We start from the raw sequence: 21981 nt of genomic DNA, 5'->3' as shown, positions 1-21981 counted from the left end.
ACGCCTCCAAGAGACACCTGCTCTCCCTCCCCCACTTCCGCCGCGAGGTCTGCATCGACCGGCCCGGCCAGTTGACGGAGGCGTGGGCGGTGGTCAGGGACGGCAAGGTGGCCGGCGGCTACGGGCTGGCGCTGTCGCGGCTGGACAACACCCACATGGGGTGGTTGTTCCCGCTCGTGGTCCGGCCGGAGCAGCGGGAACGCGGTCTCGGCACAGCGCTGTTCGAGCACGCCCTGGACCGGTTGCGCAGGCGCGGCAGACGGCTGCTGCTCACCGAGACGCCCGCAACCGGCGTCGGCGCCCGCTTCGCCCAGGCCCGCGGCATGTCCGTGTCCGTGGTGGTTGCCCGCCGCACGCTCGACCTGCGTACGGCCAGCTGGGACGCGCTCGAACGCATGATCCCCCAGGTCGAGGGCTACTCACTGGAACGGTGGATCGGCCCGGCCGGCCCCGGCCTCGCACCCGACCTCGCCACCCTGATGGGCGGCATGAACGACGCCCCGCGTGACCCCGGCCTCGAGGACGCGATCTTCAGCGCCGAACGCCTCCGCGACCGCGAAGACGGCATCACGCCCAACGGCCTGACCTGCTACACCACCATCGCCCGCCGGGACACCGACGGCGCACCCGCCGGCTACACGCGCGTCTACCTCAAGGCCGACCGCAGTGACGGCTGGGGCAGCCAGGCGGACACGATGGTGCTGGCCGAGCACCGCGGCCACCAGCTGGGACTGCTGCTCAAACTCACCAACCTGCTCTGGCTGCGCGAGCGGGAGCCGCATCTCGAGCGGATCATCACCTGGAACGCCACCACCAACCGCCCCATGCTCGCCATCAACGAGGCCCTGGGGTTCGAGCCGCTCGACGAGTGGAACGAGTGGCGACTGGCGCTGTAGTGCCTCTAGTGCCAGGAAGCTAGTCTGGCCTTCTATGACCTTGGAGGCGTTGAGGGACGGGGATCCGCGCCAGGTGGGGCCGTACGCTCTGCTGGGTCGGCTGGGCGAAGGCGGGATGGGCGTCGTCTACCTGGGTCAGGGGCCGGACGGCGGACGCGTGGCCGTCAAGGTGATCCACGCCGGGATGGGCACGGACGCGGGCTTCCGGCGGCGCTTCGCCCGAGAGGTGGCGGCCGCGAAGCGGGTGGCCAGGTTCTGCACCGCGCCCGTCCTGGACGCCGACGTCGAGGGCGACGTGGCCTATCTGGTCACCGAATACGTGGCGGGGCCGAGCCTGGGGGAGGTCGTGCGCGACTCCGGACCGCTGAAGGGGTCTGCGCTGGACGGGCTGGCCGCGTCCATGGCCATGGCCTTGCGGGCCATCCATGGTGCCGGGGTGGTGCACCGTGACCTCAAGCCGTCGAACGTGCTGCTCTCCCAGGTGGGGCCGAAGGTCATCGACTTCGGAATCGCGCAGCTCGCGGACGCGGAGATCAGCAGCGCGATCGTGGGGACGCCGTCGTACATGTCGCCTGAGCAGGTGTCGGGGTCGGCCGTCGGCCCGGCGTCGGACATCTTCTCGTGGGGAGGCACGGTCGCCTTCGCGGCCGGCGGCGTCGCGCCGTTCGGCTCCGGCTCGGTGCCCACGATCCTCTTGCGCATCATCAACGAGCCGCCGGAGCTGCGCGGGCTCTCGGGACCGCTGCGGGACCTGGTCGGCGCCGCCCTGGCCAAGAACCCGGCCGCCCGCCCCACGGCCCAGGATCTGATGGACAGCCTCAGCGTCTCGGTCCCCTCCGCCGGGGGCACCGCCGCGGGCACGGTCGGCGGCGTGCCCGGCGGAGCCGCCGCGGGTCCGTCAGGCAGCGCCGCGGGTCCGTCAGGCAGCGCCGCAGGTCCGTCAGGCAGCGCCGCAGGTCCGTCAGGCAGCGCCGCAGGTCCGTCAGGCAGCGCCGCAGGTCCGTTAGGCAGCGCCGCAGGTCTGCCAGGAGGCGCGCCCGAGGGAGGCACTCCGGACACGGTAGGCGGCGCCTCCGAGGCAGGCGCGGCGCCGGCGGGTTCGACGCGGCCGAGTGGCGAGGGTGCTGCGGGGATGCGGCGGCGGTTGCTGGCTGCGGCGGCGGCCATTGTCGTGGCGGTCGCGGGCGCGTCGGCCGCGCTCATCTGGCGCGGCCAGACAAGCCCGGCCACCGTGACCGATCCGGCGGCGAAGGACGACACCGGAACAGGCCGGTCCACCGGCAGCGGGCAGCCCTCCCAGCCCACCGGTACGCGCACCGCCCAACCGGCCGCCTCGCGGAACCCGCTGCGCGCCCAGGACAACGTGCGCTTCTACGCCCGCACCGAGCCGGCCGCCGCCCGCCAGGCCGAGCTCTGGGCCGAGGACCGCCCGCAGGACGCCGAGCTCATGCGCAGGCTGGCCGCCGTCCCCCACGCCATCCGCCTGGCCGAGCCCGAGGTCAGGGAGAAGATCGGCGACGCGATCGCAGGCGCCGAGCAGGAGGGCAGCGTCCCCGTGTTCTTGATCGGCTACATGCCCGGCAGCGACTGCCGTCCGGTCGCCGCGTCCGGCATGGACGCGTACCAGGAATGGATCAAAGGCATCGCCGGCCAGATCGGCGCCGCCAAGGCGGTGATCATCCTGGAGCCGGGCAGCCTGGTCAAGATCTCCGGCACCGAGGACTGCGATCCGCAGGGCTCCCCCGTCCAGCGGTACGAGGATCTCAGGAAGGCCGCGCACACCCTCAAGACCAACCCGGGAACGGCCGTCTACCTCGACGGCAGCCAGGATCTCTACCCGGGCACGGAGATCATGGCCGAGCGCCTGATCGGGGCGGGCATCGACGAGGTGGACGGGTTCTTCCTCAACACGGCCGCCCACCAGGACACGGACCGGAGCGTCAGGTACGGCAAGGCGCTGTCGGCCTGCATCAGCGTCCGGCTCGCCACGGGCAGGAAGGACTGCCCGGCCGACGTCACGGTGAACCGGGCGACGATGCCGCACTTCGTCATCGACACCGCCAGGAACGGCCAGGGCTCGTGGACCCCGACGAAGCGCTACACGGACCCGCAGGTGTGGTGCAACCCGCCGGACAGAGGCGTCGGCGAGCGGCCCACCACGGACACGGGCGAGGAGCTGGTGGACGCGTACCTGTGGATCACCAAGGCGGGCACGTCCAGCGGCAGGTGCCGGCGCGGCACGGACGGCGAGAAGGACCCGCTGCGCGGTGTCGTGTCGCCGGAGGCGGGCGAATGGTGGGGTGACCTGGCGCTGGAAAGGGCGAAACTGGCCAACCCGCCATTGCGGTGAGGTTACGCCCGTAAAGCGCCAACGTTAAGCGGACGTTAGATCTGACCGCCTCTCCCTTGTCCGAACAACCTTCTGGGATCAGGCTCTGACCTGCACCTACCCGCCTCAGGAGGTACAGAGTGAGCAAGGCACGCGTGCCGTGGAAGGCAGTGGTCGGCGGCTCCGTCGGCAATCTGGTCGAGTGGTACGACTGGTTCGTCTACAGCAGCTTCGCCGTCTATTTCGCCGCGTCCTTCTTCCCTGAAGGGAACGACACGGCGAAGTTGCTCAACACGGCCGCCATCTTCGCCGTCGGCTTCTTCATGCGCCCGCTCGGCGGCTGGCTGCTCGGCCGGTACGCCGACAGGAAGGGCCGCAAGGCGGCGCTCACGCTCACCGTCACGCTGATGTCCGCCAGCGCCCTGCTGATCGCGATCGCACCGACGTACGAGTCGGTCGGCTACTTCGGCGCGCTGGTGCTCGTGGTGGCGCGCCTCCTGCAGGGCCTGTCGGTAGGCGGCGAGTACGCGGCCAGCGCCACGTACCTCACCGAGGCCACCCCGCGCGGCCGCCGCGGCTTCGCCTCGAGCTTCCAGTACGTCTCCATGACCGCCGGCCAGCTCGTCGGCCTCGGCCTGCAGATCATCCTGCAGAACACCATGTCCAAGGAGGCACTCAACTCCTACGGCTGGCGCATCCCGTTCGTGATCGGCGCGCTGGCCGCCGCCGTCGTGTTCTACCTGCGCCGCAACCTCCTGGAGACCGAGGCGTACGACGAGGAGGAGCGCGAGGTCGAGGCGGAGGGCCGCGGCACGATCCGCGAGCTGCTCGCCCATCGCAAGGAGGCGCTGCTGGTCATCGCCCTGACCATGGGCGGCACGGTCGCGTACTACACCTACACGACCTACCTCACGAAGTATCTGTCGATCACCGCGGGCCTGCCCAAGGAGACGGCCACGCTGGTGAGCTTCTGCGCGTTGTTCATCTTCATGTGCGTGCAGCCCCTGGCGGGAGGGCTGTCGGACCGGATCGGGCGCAGGCCGCTGCTGATCACGTTCGGGGTCGGGTCGATGCTGGGCACGGTGCCGCTGATGACGGCGCTCGGCGGGGCGACCGGCTTCGGCGGGGCGCTCGTGCTCTCGCTGACGGGTCTGCTGATCATCACCGGCTACACGTCGATCAACGCCGTGGTGAAGGCCGAACTGTTCCCGACGAACGTGCGGGCGCTCGGCGTGGCGCTGCCGTACGCGATCGCGAACGCGTTGTTCGGCGGCACCGCCGAGTACGTGGCGCTGTGGTTCAAGAGCGCCGGCATCGAGTCCGGCTTCTTCTGGTACGTCTCCGGCTGCGCGGCGGTCTCACTCCTGGTCTACCTCACCATGCGGGAGACCCGAGACGCGGCGCTCTCGCGGGCCGAGCAGGCAACGACGGAAGCGGTGGCGGCCCGCGTCTAACCTGGCCTCATGCGAGTTCTGCTGGTCGAGGACGACGATCGGCTCGCCGCCGCGCTCACCACGGCCCTCGCCCGGCACGGCCATCAGGTCACCCGGGCCGGGCTGGCCGTCGACGCCCTCCGATTGGCGGGGGGCGTCGATTTCGTCCTGCTCGACCTGGGCCTGCCCGACATGGACGGGCTCGACGCGCTGCGCCGCCTGCGCCGGGTGTCGGCGGTGCCGCTGATCGTGGTGACCGCCCGTACCGAGGAACGCGAGGTGCTGCGCGGACTTCGGTCGGGGGCCGACGACTACCTGGTCAAGCCGTTCCGTACGACGGAGCTGATGGCACGCATGGAGGCCGTGGTGCGGCGCGGCACCCGGCCGCGGCCGCCGCGCGACGACGTGGTGAGCGTCGGGGACGTCCGCATCGACCTGGGGTGCAGGCAGGTCACGGTGGACGGGGAGCCGGTGACGCTGACCAGGCGGGAGTTCGACGTGCTGGCGCTCCTGGCCCGGGAGCCGGGCGTGGTGCGCAGCAGGGAGGAGATCCTCGACGAGGTCTGGGGCGACCCGCTGCTGTCGGCGTCCCGGTCACTGGACGTGCACGTGGCGGGGCTGCGCTCGAAGACGGGCCGTCCGGGGCTGGTGGAGACGCTGCGCGGCACGGGCTACCGGCTGGGCTCGACGGCGTGAACTCGCGCCTGGTGGTCACGTTCACCACGCTGATCGTGTTCCTGATCGCGGCGCTGGCCGTGCCGCTGGGCCTGGCCTACGCCTCACACCGGACGAACCGGCTGCTCCTGGACCGCCGCGCCGACGCCACCCGCTTCGCGGAGCTGGCCGACCAGGCCGCGCGGGAGGGCGACTACTCCGGGCTGACCGCCGAGATCACCCGCTACGCCGACCTGTACGGCGCCGCCGTACGCGTACGCGACCGCGACGGCTCCGTCCGCGTCACCGCGGGCCGCTTCGACGCGGACGACCGCGACGCGACCCGCCTGGCGTTGTCCGGCCGCACCACTGAGGACCTGCCCACGATGACCCCGTTCGGCCCGGCCACCGTGCTGCTGGCCGAGCCGGCGGGCCGGGACGCGCAGCTGTCGGGCGCGGTGCTGCTCCAGGCGCCCACCGACCGGGCCCGGCTGGACGTGTCGCTGGTGTGGGGCACGCTGGCCGTCGGGGCGCTGGTCGCGCTGGGCTGCTCGGCGCTGGTGGCCAGGGGCCTGGCCCGCTGGATCCTGCGCCCGGTCATCGAGCTGGACCGTACCACTCAGTCCATCGCGCAGGGCCGGCTGGACGCGCGGGCCCATCCCGGCGCGGGGCCGTCGGAGCTGCGGCGGCTGGAGGAACGTTTCAACACGATGGCCGACGCGGTGGCCGGCGCGATGGATCGGCAGCGGGCGTTCGTGGCGGATGCCTCGCACGAGCTGCGTACTCCGCTCACCGTGCTCGGGCTGCGGCTGGAGAACCTGGAGCCGCATCTGCGCAGCGAGGGGACGGCCGAGTACGCGGAGGCCATGGCCGAGCTCGACCGGCTGGCGTTGCTGGTGGAGGATCTGCTGGCGCTGGCCCGGGTGGAGGCGGGGGCCGAGGCCGAGGGCAAGTCCGTGGAGCTGGGGCCGCGGATGGCGGTGTGGCAGGAGGTGTACGCGGCGAAGGGGGTACGGCTGACGACCGACATTTCCGAAATGTCGGTCGTGCCCGAGGCGGCGGCCAGGATCGCGGACATCGCCCTCGACAACGCCCAGAAGTTCGTGCCCGAGGGCGGGACCGTGACCGTCACCCTGGCGGACGGGGTGTTGCGGGTGGCCGACGACGGTCCGGGGCTTGGCGAGGAGGAGCGGGCCGAGGCGCCGGGGCGGTTCTGGCGGTCGGGGGCGCACGCCAACGTGCCCGGCAGCGGGCTCGGCCTGGCCATCGCCGCCGAGCTGGCCCGGGCGTGCGGCGCCACGCTCCGCCTGCTGCCCGCCGACCCGCACGGCCTGATCGTGGAGCTGCGTCTCCCGTCCTCCTGAGCCACCGCCATCCGGGGCGCGAGAGAGAAGGAGCACGCGGGGCCGGCAGGTCAGGCGCGGGCTCAGCCGTAGACGGAGCGGTAGTACCGGATGGCGCCGGGGTGGAGCGGGACGGCACCCGTGCCGATGGCGTAGCGCTCGTCGAGTCGCCCGCCGGGAGCAGACGGCGCACGGAGACGGTCGCGGGCCCGGAACAGCGTCTCCGTGACGGTGAAGGCGACGTCCTCGGGCAGCGTCGTCCGGCACATCAGATAGCTGGGGGCGCCCACCGTCGGCACCGGCCGCGCCGCGCCGTAGGCGTCCGCGGGCACGGACACGGACTCGTACACCGGCCCGAAGCGCCGCCGCAGCTCCGGCACCAGCGCCTCCAGCGGAATCAGCCGGATGTCGCCGAGCGCGGCCAGCGCCGGCGTGGGCACGCCGCCCGACCAGAAGAACGCCTCGATCTCGCCACTCCGCAGGGCCTTGATGGAGGCGTCCAATTCCAGCCTGACGATCTGCGGGGGCCGATCCAGTCCGGCGGCGGTCAGCACGCGGGCCGCGATCACCGCCGTGCCCGATCCCGCCGCCCCGATGGACACCGTCCGCCCGGCCAGGTGCCCGACCTCGGCGATGCCCGAGCCCTCGCCGACGACCAGGTGGACGTAGTTCATGTACACCCTTGCCAGCGCGGACACCGGCCGGCGCCGCACACGTATCGCGTCGTCGGCGCTGTCCGCCAGCGAGAATCCCACGTCCGCGCGACCGTCGGCCATCATGGCGAGGTTCTGGACGCTGGCGGCGGTCTGCACCACGCGCACTGGGATCCCGCCGCGCCGCAACTCTCCGGCCAGCTGGTCGCCGAGCTGTCCGTAAAGCCCACCGGCCTGCCCGGTCACCATCCGCAGCTCGGCCTGCGGGGAGCCGCCGCCCGAGCAGCCGGCCGCCAGCAGGGCGAGCCCGAGGAGGGACCGGCGGGTAATAGGCATGAATTCACGTTATCGGGTGACACAGAATGGATTTCGTGACCGCACGCCTGCGCATCGCCTCAGAGCTGAGGATGTTCCTGCCCGTGAGCCGCCGCCAGGAATGGCAGGAGGTGACTCCGGACGGCACCTCCACGCTGGGCCATCACGTGGAGTCGGTCGGCATCCCGCTGACCGAGGTGGGCCCGATGATCGCGGACGGCCGCGGCGTGTCGCCCTCCTATCAGCTCACGTCCGGCGACGTGGTGGAGGTGCATCCGGTGCCCCGGCCGCAGCCGCTGCCGGAGGAGCCCCGGTTCCTGCTGGACGTGCACCTGGGCACACTGGCCCGGCGGCTGCGCCTGCTCGGCATCGACGCCGCCTACCACAACGACATGGACGACCCCGCGCTCGTGGTGCAGGCCAACGAGGAGCACCGGGTGCTGCTCACCCAGGACCGCGGCCTGCTGCGCCGCCGCGCGCTGTGGCTGGGCGCGTACGTGCGCGGCTCCCGCCCCGCCGACCAGCTGCGCGACCTCCTCGAGCGCTTCTCGCCGCCGCTGCGGCCATGGACACGGTGCACGGCGTGCAACGGCCGGCTGGAGCCGGTCACCAAGCAGGAGGTCGCGCCGTTGCTGGAGGCGGGGACGAAGCGCAACTACGACGCGTACGGCCGGTGCCAGGACTGCGGCCAGGTCTACTGGCACGGCGCGCACAGCGACCGGCTCGAGGAGATCGTGCAGTCGGCCCGTGCTTGGGCCAATGGCGCCGGCTAGGAGCCGGGGCACAGGTCGGACGGCTCGATGCCGGGGAGATGGCGGGCCCGTTCGGCAGCGGTGTGCGATGACGCGAAACCAACACGACATCGCGCGGCAACAACCCGGAAACGGCCGGTTCCTAAGGTCCGGCCATGCGGCTTACCTCACACGAGCAGGAGCGGCTGCTCATCCACGTCGCCGCCGGGGTGGCACGCGAGCGGCAGGCCAGAGGCCTGCGGCTCAACCACCCCGAGGCTACCGCCATCATCGCGTCGTTCCTCATGGAAGGCGCCAGGGACGGGCGGACCGTGGCCGATCTCATGGAGGCGGGGCGGTCCGTGCTCGGCCGGGCCGACGTCATGGAAGGGGTGCCGGAGATGCTGGACAGCGTGCAGATCGAGGCGACGTTCCCGGACGGCACGAAGCTGGTGACCGTGCACAGGCCGATCCCGTGATCCCCGGCGAGTACGTACATCCCGACGGTTCCCTCGCGCTCAACCCCGGGCGCGAGCGGCTGACGCTGCGGGTGGTCAACACGGCGGACCGGCCGGTCCAGGTGGGCTCGCACTACCATTTCGCGGCCGCCAATCCGGGGCTGGAGTTCGACAGGAAGGCGGCCTGGGGAATGCGGCTGGATGTGCCCGCGGGCACCGCCATCAGGTTCGAGCCCGGCGTCGAGCGGGACGTGACGCTGGTGCCGCTGGCCGGCAACCGGGTGGTGCCGGGACTGCGGCCGGAGTGGGCGGGGCCGCTCGATGACTGACGAGACCCGGATCTCACGCGCCCGCTACGCGGCGCTGTACGGGCCCACCACCGGCGACCGGATCAGGCTGGCCGACACCGACCTGTTCATCGAGGTCACCGAGGACCTGTCGATGGGACCCGCGGGACCGGGCGACGAGGCCGTCTTCGGCGGCGGCAAGGTGATCCGCGAGTCCATGGGCCAGGCCCGGGCCACCCGCGCCGAGGGCGCCGTTGACCTGGTCATCACCGGCGCCGTGATCCTCGACCACTGGGGCGTGGTCAAGGCCGACGTCGGCATCCGCGACGGCCGCGTCCACGGCATCGGCAAGGCCGGCAACCCCGACACGATGGACGGCGTCGACCTCGTGATCGGACCGTCCACGGAGGTCCTCTCCGGCAACGGCAAGATCCTCACTGCCGGGGCCGTCGACTCGCACGTCCACCTGATCTGCCCGCAACTGCTGGACGAGGCCATCGGGTCCGGTGTCACCACGATCGTCGGGGGCGGCACCGGACCCGTCGAGGGCACCAAGGCCACGACCGTCACCGGGACCTGGTATCTCGGCCGCATGCTGGAGTCGCTCGACTCCTACCCGCTGAACTTCGCGCTGCTCGGCAAGGGCAACACGGTCAGCAGCGAAGGACTGATCGAGCAGCTCAGGGCCGGGGCCTCGGGCTTCAAGCTGCACGAGGACTGGGGGTCCACGCCGGCCGCCATCGACGCCTGCTTGAGGGTGGCGGACGCGTCCGGGGTGCAGGTGACGATCCACACCGACACGCTGAACGAGGCCGGGTTCGTCGAGTCGACGCTCAAGGCCATCGGCGATCGGATGATCCACGCGTACCACACCGAAGGGGCGGGCGGCGGGCACGCGCCCGACATCATCCAGGTGGCCGCCTATCCCAACGTGCTGCCGTCCTCCACCAACCCCACCAGGCCGCACACCGTCAACACGCTCGACGAACACCTCGACATGCTGATGGTGTGCCATCACCTCAACCCGTCGATCCCGGAGGACCTGGCCTTCGCCGAGTCGCGCATCCGGCCGGCGACGATGGCGGCCGAGGACGTGCTGCACGACATGGGCGCGATCTCGATGATCGGCTCGGACTCGCAGGCCATGGGGCGGATCGGGGAGACGATCATCCGTACGTGGCAGACTGCTCACGTGATGAAGGGACGGCGCGGCTCGCTGGGCTCCGGACCGGCGGACAATCTGCGAGCTCGCCGATATGTCGCGAAATATACGATATGTCCCGCTATCGCCCACGGGCTGGACGCCGAGGTCGGCTCCGTCGAACGCGGCAAGCTCGCCGACCTCGTCCTCTGGGACCCCGCCTTCTTCGGCGTCAAGCCGGACCTCGTGCTCAAGGGCGGCGTGGTCGCCTGGGCCCAGATGGGCGACGCCAACGCCTCCATCCCGACGCCGCAGCCGGTCCTGCCACGGCCCATGTTCGGCGCCTCGCCGGTCACGGCCGCGGCCACCTCGCTCCACTTCGTCTCGCCGCTCGCCCTCGAATCGGGGCTCGACGAGCAGCTGGCCGTCCGCCGGCGGCTGGTCCCTGTCGCGGACGTACGCCGGCGCGGCAAGGCCTCCATGCCCCTCAACGACGCTCTGCCCAGGATCGAGGTGGCGCCCGACACGTTCGAGGTCCGCATCGACGGCGACCTCGTCGAGCCGGCTCCCGCTGCCAGTCTGCCCATGGCACAGCGTTACTTCCTGTTCTGATCAGCGAGATCTGATGAACCCAGCCCTGCTCCTCATCGCCGACTCCCGCCTGCCGGCCGGCGGCCACGCCCACTCGGGCGGCGTCGAACGCGCCGTCGCGTCGGGGGCGGTGCACGACGTGCCGTCGTTGTCCCGCTTCCTTCGGGGGCGGCTGCACACGGCCGGCGCGCTCGCCGCCGCCCTCACCTCCGCCGCCGCGCTCCAAGCCTCCTGTACGCCGATCAGCCCGGCCCCGGACACCACCGAAGCGGGGACCAGGGACGTGACTGAGGCCCCGCCCGCCACCGAGGGCGGCGCAGAAGGCGGCGACGACCGGGAGTCACCTTGGGTGCGGCTGGATGACGAGGTGGACGCGCGGACCGCTGCGCCGGCGCAACGGGAGGCCTCCAGGACGCAGGGCAGGCTGCTGCTCCGGGTCGCCCGGCGGGTGTGGCCGTCGAGCGTCCTGGACGAGCTGGCGCGGACCGTCCCCGATCCCCACCACCCCATCGCCCTCGGTGTGGCGGCCCACGCGGCGGGGGCCACTCCGGAGGAGGCGGCCCTGGCGGCGGCGTACCATGCGATCAGCGGCCCGGCCACGGCAGCGGTCCGGCTGCTCGGCCTGGACCCGGTCGCCGTGCACGCGCTGCTGGCCGCCTTCACCCCCGATCTCACCGCCGTAGCCGCCCAAGCCCATTTCGCCGCCACGAGCGCATACCCGGCGCCTCATCTCGCCCCGCGCTGGGAGGCGCTGCCCGCGTACTCAGCACCAGCACTGGATCTCCTGGCCGAGCAGCACGCACAGGCCGAGATCAGGCTGTTCGTCTCATAAGGAAGGACCCCTGCATGGGAGCCAATCACGACGACCACCACCACGCACCCGACGGCCGCGGCCGGGCGCTGCGGCTGGGGGTGGGCGGCCCGGTGGGCAGCGGCAAGACGGCCCTGGTGGCCGCGCTGTGCCGGACCCTGGGCCCGTCGCTGTCCCTCGGCGTGGTGACCAACGACATCTACACCACCGAGGACGCCGACTTCCTGCGCCGGGCCGGCGTGCTCGACGCCGAGCGCATCCTGGCCGTCGAGACGGGCTGCTGCCCGCACACCGCCATCCGCGACGACATCGCCGCGAACCTCGACGCCGTCGAGACCCTGGAGCACCGGTTCGGGCCGCTGGACCTGGTGATCGTGGAGAGCGGCGGCGACAACCTGACGGCGACGTTCAGCCGCGGGCTGGCCGACGAGCAGATCTTCGTCCTGGACGTGTCGGGTGGTGACAAGGTGCCCCGCAAGGGCGGTCCCGGGGTCACGACAGCGGACCTGCTGGTCGTCAACAAGACCGATCTGGCTCCGATGGTGGGCGCCGACCTGGGGGTGATGGCACGGGACGCGGCGAAGGTACGCGGGCAGCGGCCGGTGCTGTTCACGTCCATCAGGCAGGACCCTACGGCGGCCACCGTCGCGGACTGGGTCTCCGAACGCGTGATGGCCTGGTCCCACACGCACGCGACCCCCGTCTCCTGATGCCTTCCCCACCGACCGGCCCCACCGGCTCCATCGCGCTCCCCGAACCCGCCGGCGGCGACGTCCGGACCGGGGAGCGCGCGGGGCGCGGGACTGCCGATGGAGGGCTGGGGCGACGGAGGGCGATGCGGGCCCATGCCGCCGTGGCGACCTCGCTGTCGGTGGACGGCAGGACCGTGGTCGGGCGGCTGGCCTCGGCGCCGCCGCTGACCCTGCGTCAGACCGGCCCGTACACCGTCCACCTCGTCTCCACGGCCGCCGGGCCGCTCGGCGGGGACCGGTTGGCGCTGGACGTGGACGTCGCTCCCCGTACCACTCTGGAGCTGGGATCGGTGGCGAGCACGCTCGTCCTGCCCGGCGAGGGCGAGTCCGAGATGCTGATCACCGCGCGGGTGGGCGCGGGCGCGACGCTGCGGTTCACCCCCGAGCCCACGGTGCTCGCCGCCGGCTGCCGGCACCGCCTGATCGTACGGCTCGCTCTGGAGCCGGACGCGAGCGTGTTGTGGCGCGAGGAGATCGTCTTCGGCCGGTACGGCGAGGAGCCGGGCCGCTGCCACGCCCGCTTCGACGCCACCTGCGCCGGCCGCCCGCTGATCAGACAGGAGTTCACCGTCGGCGACCCGGCGCTCGACACCTCACCGGCCGTCTTCGGCGCGGCCCGCTGCGTCGGCACCACGTTCCTCACGGCGACCGCCAAGGAAGCGCTCGTGGCGGACGGGGTCGCGGTCCTGCCGCTGGCGGCGTCGGGAACCTTGGTGTCAGCCCTGGCCGGTGACGCGGTGGAGCTGCGTTCGCGCCTGAAATGGGGAGAAAAGGCAGCTTCCGTCGATGGTGACGACTGCGTTGCGTACGGTGGCCGGACGGGCGGCCCCGGCATACAGTGATCGTGTGGCCGACGACCTCAAGCCCGCACCCACCGGCACCCGTCGCGGCCACGCGCTGGCCGTGTCCGCCGCCGGGGCGCTCCTGGTGTTCTGCGCGGTGCTGCCCTGGGCGGGCCTGGAGGCGAAGATCGGCCTGATCGGCGGCGGGGTGAGCGCCGACGTGCGGGGCATCGACGATGCGTTCGGCGTCTACGCGCTGGTGGCGGGGCTGGTGGCGCTGGCGTGCGGCCTGGCCGGGCTGCTGGCCCATCCGAGGCTCGCCGCCCTGGCCGTCGTCCCTGGCGCGGTGGCCGTGCTGGCGGTGGTGATGTTCGTCACCGAGGGCAGCGGCGTGCAGGACCGGATCTCCTTCGACCTGGGGCTGCTGTCGGTCGCGCCGGTGATCAGGTTCGGCTGGTTCGCGGCGCTGGCGTGTTCGCTCGGGGTCGTGGTGCTGTCGGTCCTGGCGTTGTTCCGCCGCGTACGGACCGGCCCCGATCAGTCGTAGAAGCCCAGCCGCCGCAGCTGCTTGGGGTCGCGCTGCCAGTCCTTGAGCACGCTGATCCGCAGATCCAGATAGACCCGCGTGCCGAGCAGCGCCTCGATCTGCTTACGGGCCTGGGTGCCCACCTCGCGCAGCCGCTCCCCCTTGTGCCCGATGACGATCGCCTTCTGTGACGGCCGCTCCACGAACAGGTGCGCGTAGATGTCCAGCAGGTCGTCTCGCCCCTCGCGGGGCAACATCTCGTCGACCACCACGGCGATGGAGTGGGGCAGCTCGTCGCGTACGCCCTCCAGCGCCGCCTCCCTGATCAGCTCCCCCACCAGCACCTGCTCCGGCTCGTCGGTGAGCTGCCCGCCCTCGTAGAGCGGCGGCGACTCCGGCAGGTGCTCGATCAGCACGTCCGCCACCACGTCGAGCTGGTCGCCCGCGTGCGCGGACACCGGCACGATCGCCGCGAACTCCGCGATCTCCGACACCGCCAGCAACTGCTCGGCGATCCGCTCCTTGGGCGCGAGGTCGCACTTGGTCACCACGGCCACGACGGGCGTCTTCTTCACCGCGGACAGCTTGTCGGCGATGAACCGGTCGCCCTTGCCGATCGGCTCGTTGGCCGGCACGCAGAAGCCGATCACGTCCACCTCGGTGAGCGTCGACAACACCAGGCTGTCGAGCCGCTCGCCGAGCAGCGTGCGGGGCCGGTGCAGACCCGGCGTGTCCACGATGACCAGCTGGGCGTCGGGGCGGTGCACGATGCCCCTGATGGCCCGCCTGGTGGTCTGCGGCTTGGACGAGGTGATGGCCACCTTGGTGCCGACCAGGGCGTTCATCAGCGTGGACTTGCCGACGTTCGGCCTCCCCACGAAGCAGGCGAATCCGGCGCGATGGTTGTCAGGCGAAGTCACATTCTGCATTCTGTCCCATCAACGAGCGTGTTCACGCCACCAGGTGAACGCCTCGGGCGCCACGAGCGGCATCCAGGTGGTCGTGGGCAGCTCGGGGAGCTCGTCCTCGGTCACCCACCGGTAGCCGGTGATCTCGGCGCCGTCGGGCTCGGGGACGCCCGAGACGATCGTGCAGCCGTAGACGGCGATGACGTAGGCGCACTGGTGGCCGTTGGGGTATCTGGCGCGGAACTCGGGGCCGCCGTACACGCCGATAAGCCCGCGTACCGCGATCTCGATGCCGAGCTCCTCATGCAACTCCCTGGCCACGGCGTCCTGCGGGCGCTCGTCGGGATCGATGCCGCCGCCCGGCGCCGCCCAGAGCCCGACGTCGCCGTGGCGAGCCACCAGCAGCCGGCCCGCGTCGTCGAACACGAACCCGGACGCCGACGGCAGCATGAGCAACTCGGAGCCGATCTTCTCCCGCAACCTGGCCAGGAACGGCGACATCGGCATGTCAGCCCCGCAGCGTGCCGTCGGGACCGGCCACGAGCAGCGACTTGACGCCCAGCTCCGCGGCCACGGCCGCATCGCCGGGGCCCGGCTCGCCGTCGGTCACGAGCGCGACCGCCTCCAGGGAACGTGCGCCGCTGGAGATCGCCATGGCCACCGCCACCTGCACGGCCGACAGCGTGAGCGCGGCAAGGGCCACGTTGGTCGCCGAGTACGTGCGTCCGGTCTCGTCGCGTACGGCAGCCCCTTCGGCGGTGCCGTTACGCGCCCTGGCCGCCCGCGCCAACGTGATGATCTTGCTGTCTTCAGGATCGAGAGTCACGCGCACTAGGTTATGCGCCGGCCATCGCCAAGGCGGCGGCGACCACCTTGCGCGTGCGGGCACTGTCCACGTCGTTCATGCCGGTGTGGACGACCGACACGATCGTGTCGCCCACCCGGGAGACCACGACGTCCAGCGCGTACGGGTACCCGTGCAGGCGGCCCTGCAGCCGCGCCCCCACGGCCTCGTCGCCGGCGTCCTCGACCTGCAGCTCGCTCAGCCGCAGGTCGGTGCCCGAGGAGGTGCGTACCGCCCGGCACGACTCCCGTGCCCTGGCCAGCGCGTCGAGGTGCTCCTCGGCCTCCTCTCCCGCGTACTTGGCCAGGCCCACCCCGGCCTGCTCGCCCAGCCCGTCACCCTGGTAGCTGACCGCCGCCTGGGCGGTCAGCGCGTGCCTGGGCGCGCGCCCGCCGACCGGTTCGAACAACGCCCGGCAGTTCCGGTCCGTGGGGCCGAACGGCATCCGCCACGCCTGGTCCGGTCGTGCCGTGAAGCCGTCAGGCAGCCGCGGCTCCTTGCTGAGCGCCTCGCGCAGCTGGGCCACGGCCTTCGGGTCGATAAAGCTCTCCGCGCCCCCGCCGCCGCATCCCGCCAGGGTGCAGGCGAGCAGGGCGCAGGCGATGACCACCTGTCTTCGTCTCATGATCCCCCCTGGCGCGAAGCCTCCCCCACCGACTAATGCGGCAATCCATCGGAGTTCCCACCAACACGCAAAAAGGGTGTCCTCATCCGGTTTTCCGGATGAGGACACCCTTTACGCCGATCAGCGTCTCAGCCGGCTACCCGACCGGGACGCTGTCGTCCCCCCTGGATCCATCCTCTCGCCGCGAACCCCACCCGGCGATCGGATGCTTCCCCTCTGACACCCACCGCACTGGATGTCGTGATGAGAGAGTGCCGGAGGGCGCTTGCAGAAGACTTGTAGAACGCTTGCGGCATCCATCCACATTTATCCTCGCCTGTCACGCAGGCTGCCCCGCCGCCCTTTCCCGCGCCACTCGGCCCGGCCGGCGGATCGTGCACCTGCCGGCCGCCCACTCGCCGGACGTCGCGCGATCCGCACCTGCGACCCTCTCGCATGACCCGAAATGCGGCGGGTGACGGAGGACCGCAGGCAGCCGCGGCAACGCGGGGAAAAGCGAAGCTAGTCGCGTTCGGCCGCGGCGGGGACGGCCTCGTCCTCCGGAGGCGTGACGCGGCGGGCCACCACGGTGCTGATGCGGTTGCGGCGCCCCGCGAGAGTCTCCGCGGTGAGCGACAACCCCGCCACCTCCGAGTGGGACCCGGCGATCGGCACCCGGCCGAGGGCGTGCGCCAGCAGGCCGCCCACCGTCTCCACGTCGTCCACGTCGATCTCGACGCCGAACAGCTCGCCCAGCTCGTCGACCGGCATCCGGGCCGTCACCCGCAGGCCACCGTCGGGGACACGCTCGACGCGCGGGGACTCCTGGTCGTACTCGTCGGTGATCTCGCCGACGATCTCCTCCAGCACGTCCTCGATCGTGACCAGACCGGCGGTGCCGCCGTACTCGTCGATGACGATGGCCATGTGGATCTGCCTGGCCTGCATCTCCCGCATGAGCTGGTCGATGGGCTTGCTCTCGGGCACGTAAGCGGCCGGGCGCATGATCGACTCGACCGGCTCCTTGCCGCCGCCCTCACCCGACTCGTGGATCTTGCGGGCGATGTCCTTGAGGTAGGCGATGCCGACGACGTCGTCCTCGTTCTCGCCCGCGACCGGAATGCGGGAGAAGCCGCTGCGCAGCGCCAGCGACAGAGCCTGGCTGATGCTCTTGCCGCGCTCGATGTAGACCATGTCGGTGCGGGGCACCATGACCTCGCGCACCAAGGTGTCGCCCAGCTCAAAGACCGAGTGGATCATCTCGCGCTCGTCCGGCTCGATCACCCGGCGCTCCTCGGCCAGGTCCACCAGGTCACGCAGCTCGGCCTCGGAGGTGAACGGGCCGTCGCGGAACCCCTTGCCGGGCGTCAGCGCGTTGCCCAGCAGGATCAGCAGCTTGGGGAGGGGGCCGAAGATGCGCGTCAGGCCGTAGACGATGGGGGCGCTGGCGAGCGCGATCGGCTCGGCGTGCTGGCGGCCCAGCGTACGGGGCATGACCCCGACCACCACATAGCTGACCACGATCATCACGGCCGCGGCCCACACGTAGGCCCAGCCCTGGTCGTGCATGATGTCGATGAACAGCAGCGTCGCGATGACCGTGGCGATCAGCTCGCAGCTCAGCCGCAGCAGCAGGAGCAGATTGAGGTAACGCGGCGGGTCGGTCACGATGGCCTGCAACCGCACCGCGCCCCGCTTGCCGTCCCGGAGGAATTCCTCGGCCCGCACCCTGGAGATGCGCGTCAGTGCGGTTTCCGCACTGGCGATCAGGCCACCGATGATCACGAGGCCGATGGCTGACAACAACCAGGCGTTCACCGCGGGTCGCGCACCTCCTGCCACGACTCCAGGAGCTGCGCCTGGAGCCCGAACATCTCTTTGTGCTCCTCCGGCTCCGCATGGTCGTAGCCGAGCAGATGCAGGATGCCGTGCGTGCACAGCAGCTCGAGCTCGTCGACCGTGCTGTGCCCGGCCTCCTTCGCCTGCCGGGCGGCCACCTGCGGGCAGAGCACGACGTCCCCGAGGAGCGCGGGGTCGGCGGGGCTGTCGGAGTCGCCGCGCGCACCACCGCCGGGGCGCAGCTCGTCCATCGGGAAGGACAACACGTCGGTCGGGCCGGGCTCGCCCATCCACTTCTCGTGCAGCTCCGCCATGGCGTCCTCGTCGACGACCACGAGGGACAGCTCGGCGAGCGGGTTGATGCCCATCTCGCCGAGCACGTGCGCGGCCAGCGCGACGAGACCCTCCTCGTCGACCCCGACGCCGGACTCGTTGTTGATCTCGATGCTCACGGTCGCCGCTTCCCCCGGTGCTGGATCGGCTTCGGCTCCTGGGAGGCCCGCGTGGCGTCGTAGCGCCCGTAGGCGTCCACGATCTCGCTCACCAGCTTGTGCCGGACCACGTCGGCGCTGGACAGCCGGGCGAAGTGGATGTCGGGGATGCCGTCCAGGATCTCCTGGACCACCCGCAACCCACTCACCGTGCCCGCCGGCAGGTCCACCTGCGTCACGTCGCCGGTCACCACGATCTTGGAGTTGAAGCCGAGCCGGGTGAGGAACATCTTCATCTGCTCGGCCGAGGAGTTTTGCGCCTCGTCGAGGATGATGAAGGCGTCGTTGAGGGTGTTGTGGGTCAGGAGAAAGTCCTCGGTGACGTAGAGCGAGTCCTCAGCAGCCACTTGGATGCACACACACTCCGCCGTGCCACGCGGCTCGATACGGTCCACGTAGCGCATGGGGTGACCGCCCCCGTACGCCTTGTAGATCTCCGCCTTCCGGGACAACCTGAAGGGCTCGATGCCCTCCGGAAGCCGGATGTCGAGGATGTACGCGTCGTGGCGGTGGCGCACCTGCCGCCCCCTCGCCTCTCCCGGCTTGCGCCCTCTCGCCGGGCGTGTGCGCCAGTAGGCCACGCCCCCGAGAGACTGGACGAGGAAGACGACGTCGTCACGGAGCCGCGGCGATACGGTGGTGAATTGGATCCCGCACGTGCGGCTCTCCTGGGTGACAGGACCTCCGTCAGCGTCGAGCAGACCCTGAAGAACTGCGATCCTGATCTCCGGCGTATTACGGAGATAGACCTCAGGGACGAACTTCGTGTGCGAGCCGCGGCCGGACAGCTGCAGCCGCCGCATTACATCAGTGATCGGATTGGCGATCGTCACGCTCTCTCCGGGCTGCCTCACCCGATTGAGCACGTAGTCCGGTCCGCCCTTCCACCTCGCCTGAACGCCGGGAAGAGCCTGCTCGAGCGCCTCGACGAGCTCCCGGTCGTTCGTCGCGAAACTGGGGGTCGTCGATCCGGTGATGCACCCGTCCCCCAGGAGCAGGCCGAGCGCGTAGGGATCCATGGGCACCGGCTGCTCGGGGAAGCAGACGGGCGCGCTCAGCAGCGGCAACTCCCACTTGCGATAGTGCGCCGTCCGCAGGTCGCCGAGCATCTCTTTCGTCTGCAGCACCCGCCACGGCTTGCCTCGATGGGCGTCGTCACGGGTGCGGACAGTCCAGAGGTGGTCTTCGGAGGCGAGCACCGAGGAACCGTCCTGGCTGTAGAGCCGATAGATCTTCTGCTCTCCCTGCGGATACACGCCGATCACAGGAGTCGGCTCGCCGTTCGACCCGATGACGAGGTCACCGACCTCCAACTCGCCAATGGAGCGCCACCCGTCCGGGGTCAGCACGCCAGTGCCGAGCGGTTGACTACGGCCCCGCATATACGCGAGGGGCGCGACCTCGATGGTGCCGGCGGCCATCAGCTTCGGGATCGAGTCGGGGTCGATCATGTCGTGCAGCGCGTCGTAGAGCGGCCGCAGGTAAGGATCGATCTTCTCGTAGAGCGTGCCGGGCAGAAAGCCCAGCCGCTCCCCCGCCTCGACGGCGGGGCGGGTGAGGATGATCCGGTTGACCCGCTTCTCCTGCAGCGCCCGCACGGCCTTGGCCATGGCGAGATAGGTCTTGCCGGTGCCGGCCGGGCCGATGCCGAACACGACCGTGTGCTTGTCGATGGCGTCGACGTAGCGCTTCTGGTTGACGGTCTTCGGCCTGATCGTGCGCCCGCGCGAGGACAGGATGTCGAGGGAGAGCACCTCGGCCGGGCGGTCGGAGGTCATGCGGAGCATGGCGATGCTGCGCTCGACCGCGTCGGGGGTGAGCTCGCCGCCGCTGCGCAGCACCTCGACGAGCTCTTCGAAGAGCCGCACCACGGTGCCGCTCTCATCGGGGCTGCCGGTCACGGTGATCTCGTTGCCCCGTACGTGGATGTCGGCCCTGAAAGCGCCCTCGATGACGCGTAGCAGCTCGTCGCGGGAGCCAAGGAGGCTGACCATTGGGTATTCGTCCGGAATCAGCACCTTGGCTTGAGTGCGCGAGGGAGGTGCCGTTCGACGGGATTCGTGTAGTTCGGACATGGGCAGGCCAGCGGCCTGATGCCTCCCGGTCTCTTTCGGTGTGCTTCTCCGCCCATGGTATCCGGGGCAAGGCGGATTGCTCTCCTCAATATCAGCCCGGGGGCCAGGTCAGGTCGCGCCCGCCCAGGACGTGGGCATGCACGTGGAAAACGGTCTGGCCGGCGCCGAGGCCGGTGTTGAAGACGACCCGGTAACCGCTGTCGGCCACCCCCTCCAGCACGGCCACCGCGTGGGCGGTCTTCAGCACCTCGTCGGCCAGCCCGTCGTCCGCGTCGGCCAGCACCGCCGCGGTGGCGTGGTGTCCTTTCGGGATCACCAGCACGTGAGTGGGAGCCTGCGGATTGATGTCGCGGAAGGCCAGTGTCCTGCCGGTTTCGTAGACGATCTCGGCGGGAATCTCCTTGGCGACGATTTTGCAGAAGAGGCAGTCGTTCACAGCAGCACCCTATCGAGAGCCCTTCCGTTGGCGAGTCTGTTGCGAATCGGTAATCCTCTGTGTCGTGCGTGAGAAGATCCGCGCGGTTAGGGTGTGTGTGCGACACTTCAGAACAAAAGACGATTCAGGGTCGGGCGAGCGCCACCTGGCGAGGACACGACTGGCGTAATGCACCCTAAGGAACCGGGGAAACCTCAAGAACCGGAAGAGCGTAAACCCTCTGGGAAGGCCGCGCGTCCCACTGATGTGACCACCGAAACCCTTCTGGCCGACAGGTCGATGGGGGCGGTGCCGGTCGGGTGGGATGCCGATATGGCTGTTACCGCGCTGTACAGCGCGCATTTTCGGTCATTGGTGCGTCTCGCTGTGTTGCTCGTGCGCGACACGGCAACGGCTGAGGAGGTCGTGCAGGATGCGTTCGTCGCCATCCATGGCGCCTGGCGTAGGCTGCGTGACCCCGACAAAGCACTCGCCTACCTCCGTCAATCTGTCGTCAACCGGTCCCGTTCCGTGCTGCGTCACCGCGCGGTCGTCGAGAAGTATGCTCCCAAGGGTCTGCCTGACGCCCCGAGCGCCGAGAACGGCGCGATCGGCGAGCTGGAACGCTCCGCCGTCATCGAGGCGTTACGGGCCCTGCCGACCCGGCAGAGAGAAGCACTGGTCCTGCGGTATTACGGTGATCTGTCCGAGGCTGAGATCGCCCACGCCATGGGCATCAGCAAGGGCGCGGTCAAGAGCCACACCGCACGTGGCATGGCCGCACTGCGATCCGTCCTGGAGAAAATGTCATGACCCACCCCCCCGACGAGCACGGCGACTTCCTGCGCCGTGCGCTCCGCGCGGAGGCGGACGCGGTCGTGCCCTCGCCGGACGGACTGGAGATCATCCGCGCCCGGATCGAGCGGCGCGGCGTACGTAACCTGTTCTGGTGGCGTGCGGGCGCGGCCGCCGCCAGTGCCGTGCTGGTGGCGGGGGCGATCGTGATGGCCGTCCCCGAACTGCGTACCCAGATCACCAACGGGCCCGTCGACGTGGTGGGCAACGAGACGTCCTCCAAGGTCCCGTCCAATTCCTCCACCACC

The 21981-nt window shown here is 70.8% G+C and carries 22 protein-coding genes and 4 pseudogenes; 15 read left to right on the top strand and 11 right to left on the bottom strand.

What is annotated here, in order from left to right; translation table 11 throughout:
- From ETD86_RS37940 to ETD86_RS37920, 5 genes are all read left to right on the top strand, one after another.
- A partial coding sequence (locus ETD86_RS37940) for a GNAT family N-acetyltransferase (protein ID WP_138671479.1) occupies positions 1-896 on the top strand: 896 nt, incomplete at its 5' end.
- Positions 897-930: 34 nt separating this feature from the next.
- The gene (locus ETD86_RS37935) at positions 931-3246 is read left to right on the top strand and encodes a glycoside hydrolase family 6 protein (protein ID WP_138671478.1); all 2316 of its coding nucleotides are present in this window, start codon (positions 931-933) and stop codon (positions 3244-3246) included.
- Between the two features lie 119 nt (positions 3247-3365).
- Entirely contained in the window at positions 3366-4679 is a 1314-nt protein-coding gene (locus ETD86_RS37930; protein WP_211370570.1) for an MFS transporter, read from the top strand.
- Positions 4680-4688: 9 nt separating this feature from the next.
- Positions 4689-5354 carry a response regulator transcription factor gene (locus ETD86_RS37925; RefSeq protein ID WP_138671477.1) on the top strand — a complete coding sequence of 222 codons (666 nt, stop codon included), beginning with the start codon at positions 4689-4691 and terminating at the stop codon, positions 5352-5354.
- Positions 5351-6676, top strand: a complete 1326-nt coding sequence (locus ETD86_RS37920; protein WP_138671476.1) for a sensor histidine kinase — start codon at positions 5351-5353, stop codon at positions 6674-6676. The genes ETD86_RS37925 and ETD86_RS37920 overlap by 4 nt, the downstream gene beginning before the upstream one ends.
- Before the next feature lie 62 nt (positions 6677-6738).
- Here the strand turns inward: ETD86_RS37920 and ETD86_RS37915 are convergent, their stop codons facing one another.
- A complete protein-coding gene (locus ETD86_RS37915; protein ID WP_246148812.1) occupies positions 6739-7644 on the bottom strand; it encodes a TAXI family TRAP transporter solute-binding subunit in 906 nt (301 codons plus the stop codon).
- Positions 7645-7670: 26 nt separating this feature from the next.
- Here ETD86_RS37915 and ETD86_RS37910 point away from each other — a divergent pair, with 26 nt between their 5' ends.
- The 8 genes from ETD86_RS37910 (at position 7671) to ETD86_RS37875 (ending at position 13723) form a co-directional block, all read left to right on the top strand.
- Positions 7671-8396, top strand: coding sequence for a Mut7-C RNAse domain-containing protein (locus ETD86_RS37910; RefSeq protein ID WP_138671475.1), 726 nt, complete (start codon positions 7671-7673; stop codon positions 8394-8396).
- 134 nt (positions 8397-8530) lie between these two features.
- Positions 8531-8833: an urease subunit gamma gene (locus ETD86_RS37905; RefSeq protein WP_138671474.1), complete on the top strand. Its 303-nt coding sequence runs from the start codon at positions 8531-8533 to the stop codon at positions 8831-8833.
- Positions 8830-9141, top strand: coding sequence for an urease subunit beta (locus ETD86_RS37900; protein WP_138671473.1), 312 nt, complete (start codon positions 8830-8832; stop codon positions 9139-9141). Before ETD86_RS37905 ends, ETD86_RS37900 begins: the two co-directional genes overlap by 4 nt.
- On the top strand, positions 9134-10852 hold the full coding sequence (locus tag ETD86_RS37895; protein WP_138671472.1) for an urease subunit alpha: 1719 nt from the start codon (positions 9134-9136) through the stop codon (positions 10850-10852). Before ETD86_RS37900 ends, ETD86_RS37895 begins: the two co-directional genes overlap by 8 nt.
- A 13-nt stretch (positions 10853-10865) precedes the next feature.
- Complete coding sequence (locus tag ETD86_RS37890) at positions 10866-11663, top strand: urease accessory protein UreF (RefSeq protein WP_138671471.1); 798 nt, start codon at positions 10866-10868, stop codon at positions 11661-11663.
- A gap of 14 nt (positions 11664-11677) precedes the next feature.
- Entirely contained in the window at positions 11678-12352 is a 675-nt protein-coding gene (gene ureG / locus ETD86_RS37885; RefSeq protein ID WP_138671470.1) for an urease accessory protein UreG, read from the top strand.
- Positions 12352-13236 (top strand): urease accessory protein UreD, encoded by an 885-nt coding sequence (locus ETD86_RS37880; protein WP_246148809.1) that lies wholly within the window; start codon positions 12352-12354, stop codon positions 13234-13236. Before ureG ends, ETD86_RS37880 begins: the two co-directional genes overlap by 1 nt.
- A gap of 4 nt (positions 13237-13240) precedes the next feature.
- A complete protein-coding gene (locus ETD86_RS37875) occupies positions 13241-13723 on the top strand; it encodes a hypothetical protein (protein ID WP_138671469.1) in 483 nt (160 codons plus the stop codon).
- Here ETD86_RS37875 and era read toward each other — a convergent pair.
- From era to ETD86_RS37835, 10 genes and pseudogenes are all read right to left on the bottom strand, one after another.
- Complete coding sequence (era, locus tag ETD86_RS37870) at positions 13714-14622, bottom strand: GTPase Era (RefSeq protein ID WP_425465681.1); 909 nt, start codon at positions 14620-14622, stop codon at positions 13714-13716. The two genes, ETD86_RS37875 and era, sit on opposite strands and share 10 nt — an antisense overlap.
- Positions 14623-14640: 18 nt before the next feature.
- Entirely contained in the window at positions 14641-15117 is a 477-nt protein-coding gene (locus ETD86_RS37865) for an NUDIX domain-containing protein (RefSeq protein ID WP_170223478.1), read from the bottom strand.
- Between the two features lies 1 nt (position 15118).
- Entirely contained in the window at positions 15119-15436 is a 318-nt protein-coding gene (locus tag ETD86_RS37860; protein ID WP_138671466.1) for a cytidine/deoxycytidylate deaminase family protein, read from the bottom strand.
- Positions 15437-15446: 10 nt separating this feature from the next.
- Positions 15447-16079, bottom strand: coding sequence for a hypothetical protein (locus tag ETD86_RS37855; RefSeq protein ID WP_138671465.1), 633 nt, complete (start codon positions 16077-16079; stop codon positions 15447-15449).
- A 501-nt stretch (positions 16080-16580) separates the two neighbouring features.
- A complete protein-coding gene (locus ETD86_RS37850) occupies positions 16581-17876 on the bottom strand; it encodes a hemolysin family protein (protein ID WP_138671464.1) in 1296 nt (431 codons plus the stop codon).
- Positions 17873-18349, bottom strand: coding sequence for an rRNA maturation RNase YbeY (ybeY, locus tag ETD86_RS37845; protein WP_138671463.1), 477 nt, complete (start codon positions 18347-18349; stop codon positions 17873-17875). The genes ETD86_RS37850 and ybeY overlap by 4 nt, the downstream gene beginning before the upstream one ends.
- Positions 18346-18681, bottom strand: a pseudogene (locus tag ETD86_RS58590) (PhoH family protein); the annotation flags it as partial. The pseudogene ETD86_RS58590 and the gene ybeY, both read right to left, overlap by 4 nt.
- Positions 18682-18942: 261 nt before the next feature.
- A pseudogene (locus tag ETD86_RS58585) lies at positions 18943-19191 on the bottom strand (LAGLIDADG family homing endonuclease); the annotation flags it as partial.
- Positions 19192-19755: 564 nt separating this feature from the next.
- Positions 19756-20382: pseudogene (locus ETD86_RS58580) on the bottom strand (PhoH family protein); the annotation flags it as partial.
- Between the two features lie 172 nt (positions 20383-20554).
- Positions 20555-20899, bottom strand: coding sequence for a histidine triad nucleotide-binding protein (locus ETD86_RS37835; RefSeq protein ID WP_138671461.1), 345 nt, complete (start codon positions 20897-20899; stop codon positions 20555-20557).
- 279 nt (positions 20900-21178) lie between these two features.
- Here ETD86_RS37835 and ETD86_RS37830 point away from each other — a divergent pair, with 279 nt between their 5' ends.
- Positions 21179-21691 carry a SigE family RNA polymerase sigma factor gene (locus ETD86_RS37830; protein WP_138671480.1) on the top strand — a complete coding sequence of 171 codons (513 nt, stop codon included), beginning with the start codon at positions 21179-21181 and terminating at the stop codon, positions 21689-21691.
- Positions 21688-21981 (top strand): annotated as a pseudogene (locus ETD86_RS37825) (hypothetical protein); the annotation flags it as partial. The gene ETD86_RS37830 and the pseudogene ETD86_RS37825, both read left to right, overlap by 4 nt.

This window comes from Nonomuraea turkmeniaca (genome assembly GCF_005889735.1).
Lineage (GTDB): Bacteria > Actinomycetota > Actinomycetes > Streptosporangiales > Streptosporangiaceae > Nonomuraea > Nonomuraea turkmeniaca.
Note: the sequence above shows the minus strand (reverse complement) of the source record. Positions and strands in the feature narration are given on the sequence as shown.

What these genes read in the sequence shown, in the direction of transcription:
- ETD86_RS37935 (WP_138671478.1), top strand. Translation starts at nt 931, where the DNA reads ATGACCTTGGAGGCGTTGAGGGACGGGGATCCGCGCCAGGTGGGGCCG.
- ETD86_RS37925 (WP_138671477.1), top strand. Translation starts at nt 4,689, where the DNA reads ATGCGAGTTCTGCTGGTCGAGGACGACGATCGGCTCGCCGCCGCGCTC.
- ETD86_RS37915 (WP_246148812.1), bottom strand. Translation starts at nt 7,644, where the DNA reads ATGCCTATTACCCGCCGGTCCCTCCTCGGGCTCGCCCTGCTGGCGGCC.
- ETD86_RS37910 (WP_138671475.1), top strand. Translation starts at nt 7,671, where the DNA reads ATGGATTTCGTGACCGCACGCCTGCGCATCGCCTCAGAGCTGAGGATG.
- ETD86_RS37905 (WP_138671474.1), top strand. Translation starts at nt 8,531, where the DNA reads ATGCGGCTTACCTCACACGAGCAGGAGCGGCTGCTCATCCACGTCGCC.
- ETD86_RS37895 (WP_138671472.1), top strand. Translation starts at nt 9,134, where the DNA reads ATGACTGACGAGACCCGGATCTCACGCGCCCGCTACGCGGCGCTGTAC.
- ETD86_RS37890 (WP_138671471.1), top strand. Translation starts at nt 10,866, where the DNA reads ATGAACCCAGCCCTGCTCCTCATCGCCGACTCCCGCCTGCCGGCCGGC.
- ureG (WP_138671470.1), top strand. Translation starts at nt 11,678, where the DNA reads ATGGGAGCCAATCACGACGACCACCACCACGCACCCGACGGCCGCGGC.
- ETD86_RS37880 (WP_246148809.1), top strand. Translation starts at nt 12,352, where the DNA reads ATGCCTTCCCCACCGACCGGCCCCACCGGCTCCATCGCGCTCCCCGAA.
- ETD86_RS37865 (WP_170223478.1), bottom strand. Translation starts at nt 15,117, where the DNA reads ATGCCGATGTCGCCGTTCCTGGCCAGGTTGCGGGAGAAGATCGGCTCC.
- ETD86_RS37855 (WP_138671465.1), bottom strand. Translation starts at nt 16,079, where the DNA reads ATGAGACGAAGACAGGTGGTCATCGCCTGCGCCCTGCTCGCCTGCACC.
- ETD86_RS37830 (WP_138671480.1), top strand. Translation starts at nt 21,179, where the DNA reads ATGGGGGCGGTGCCGGTCGGGTGGGATGCCGATATGGCTGTTACCGCG.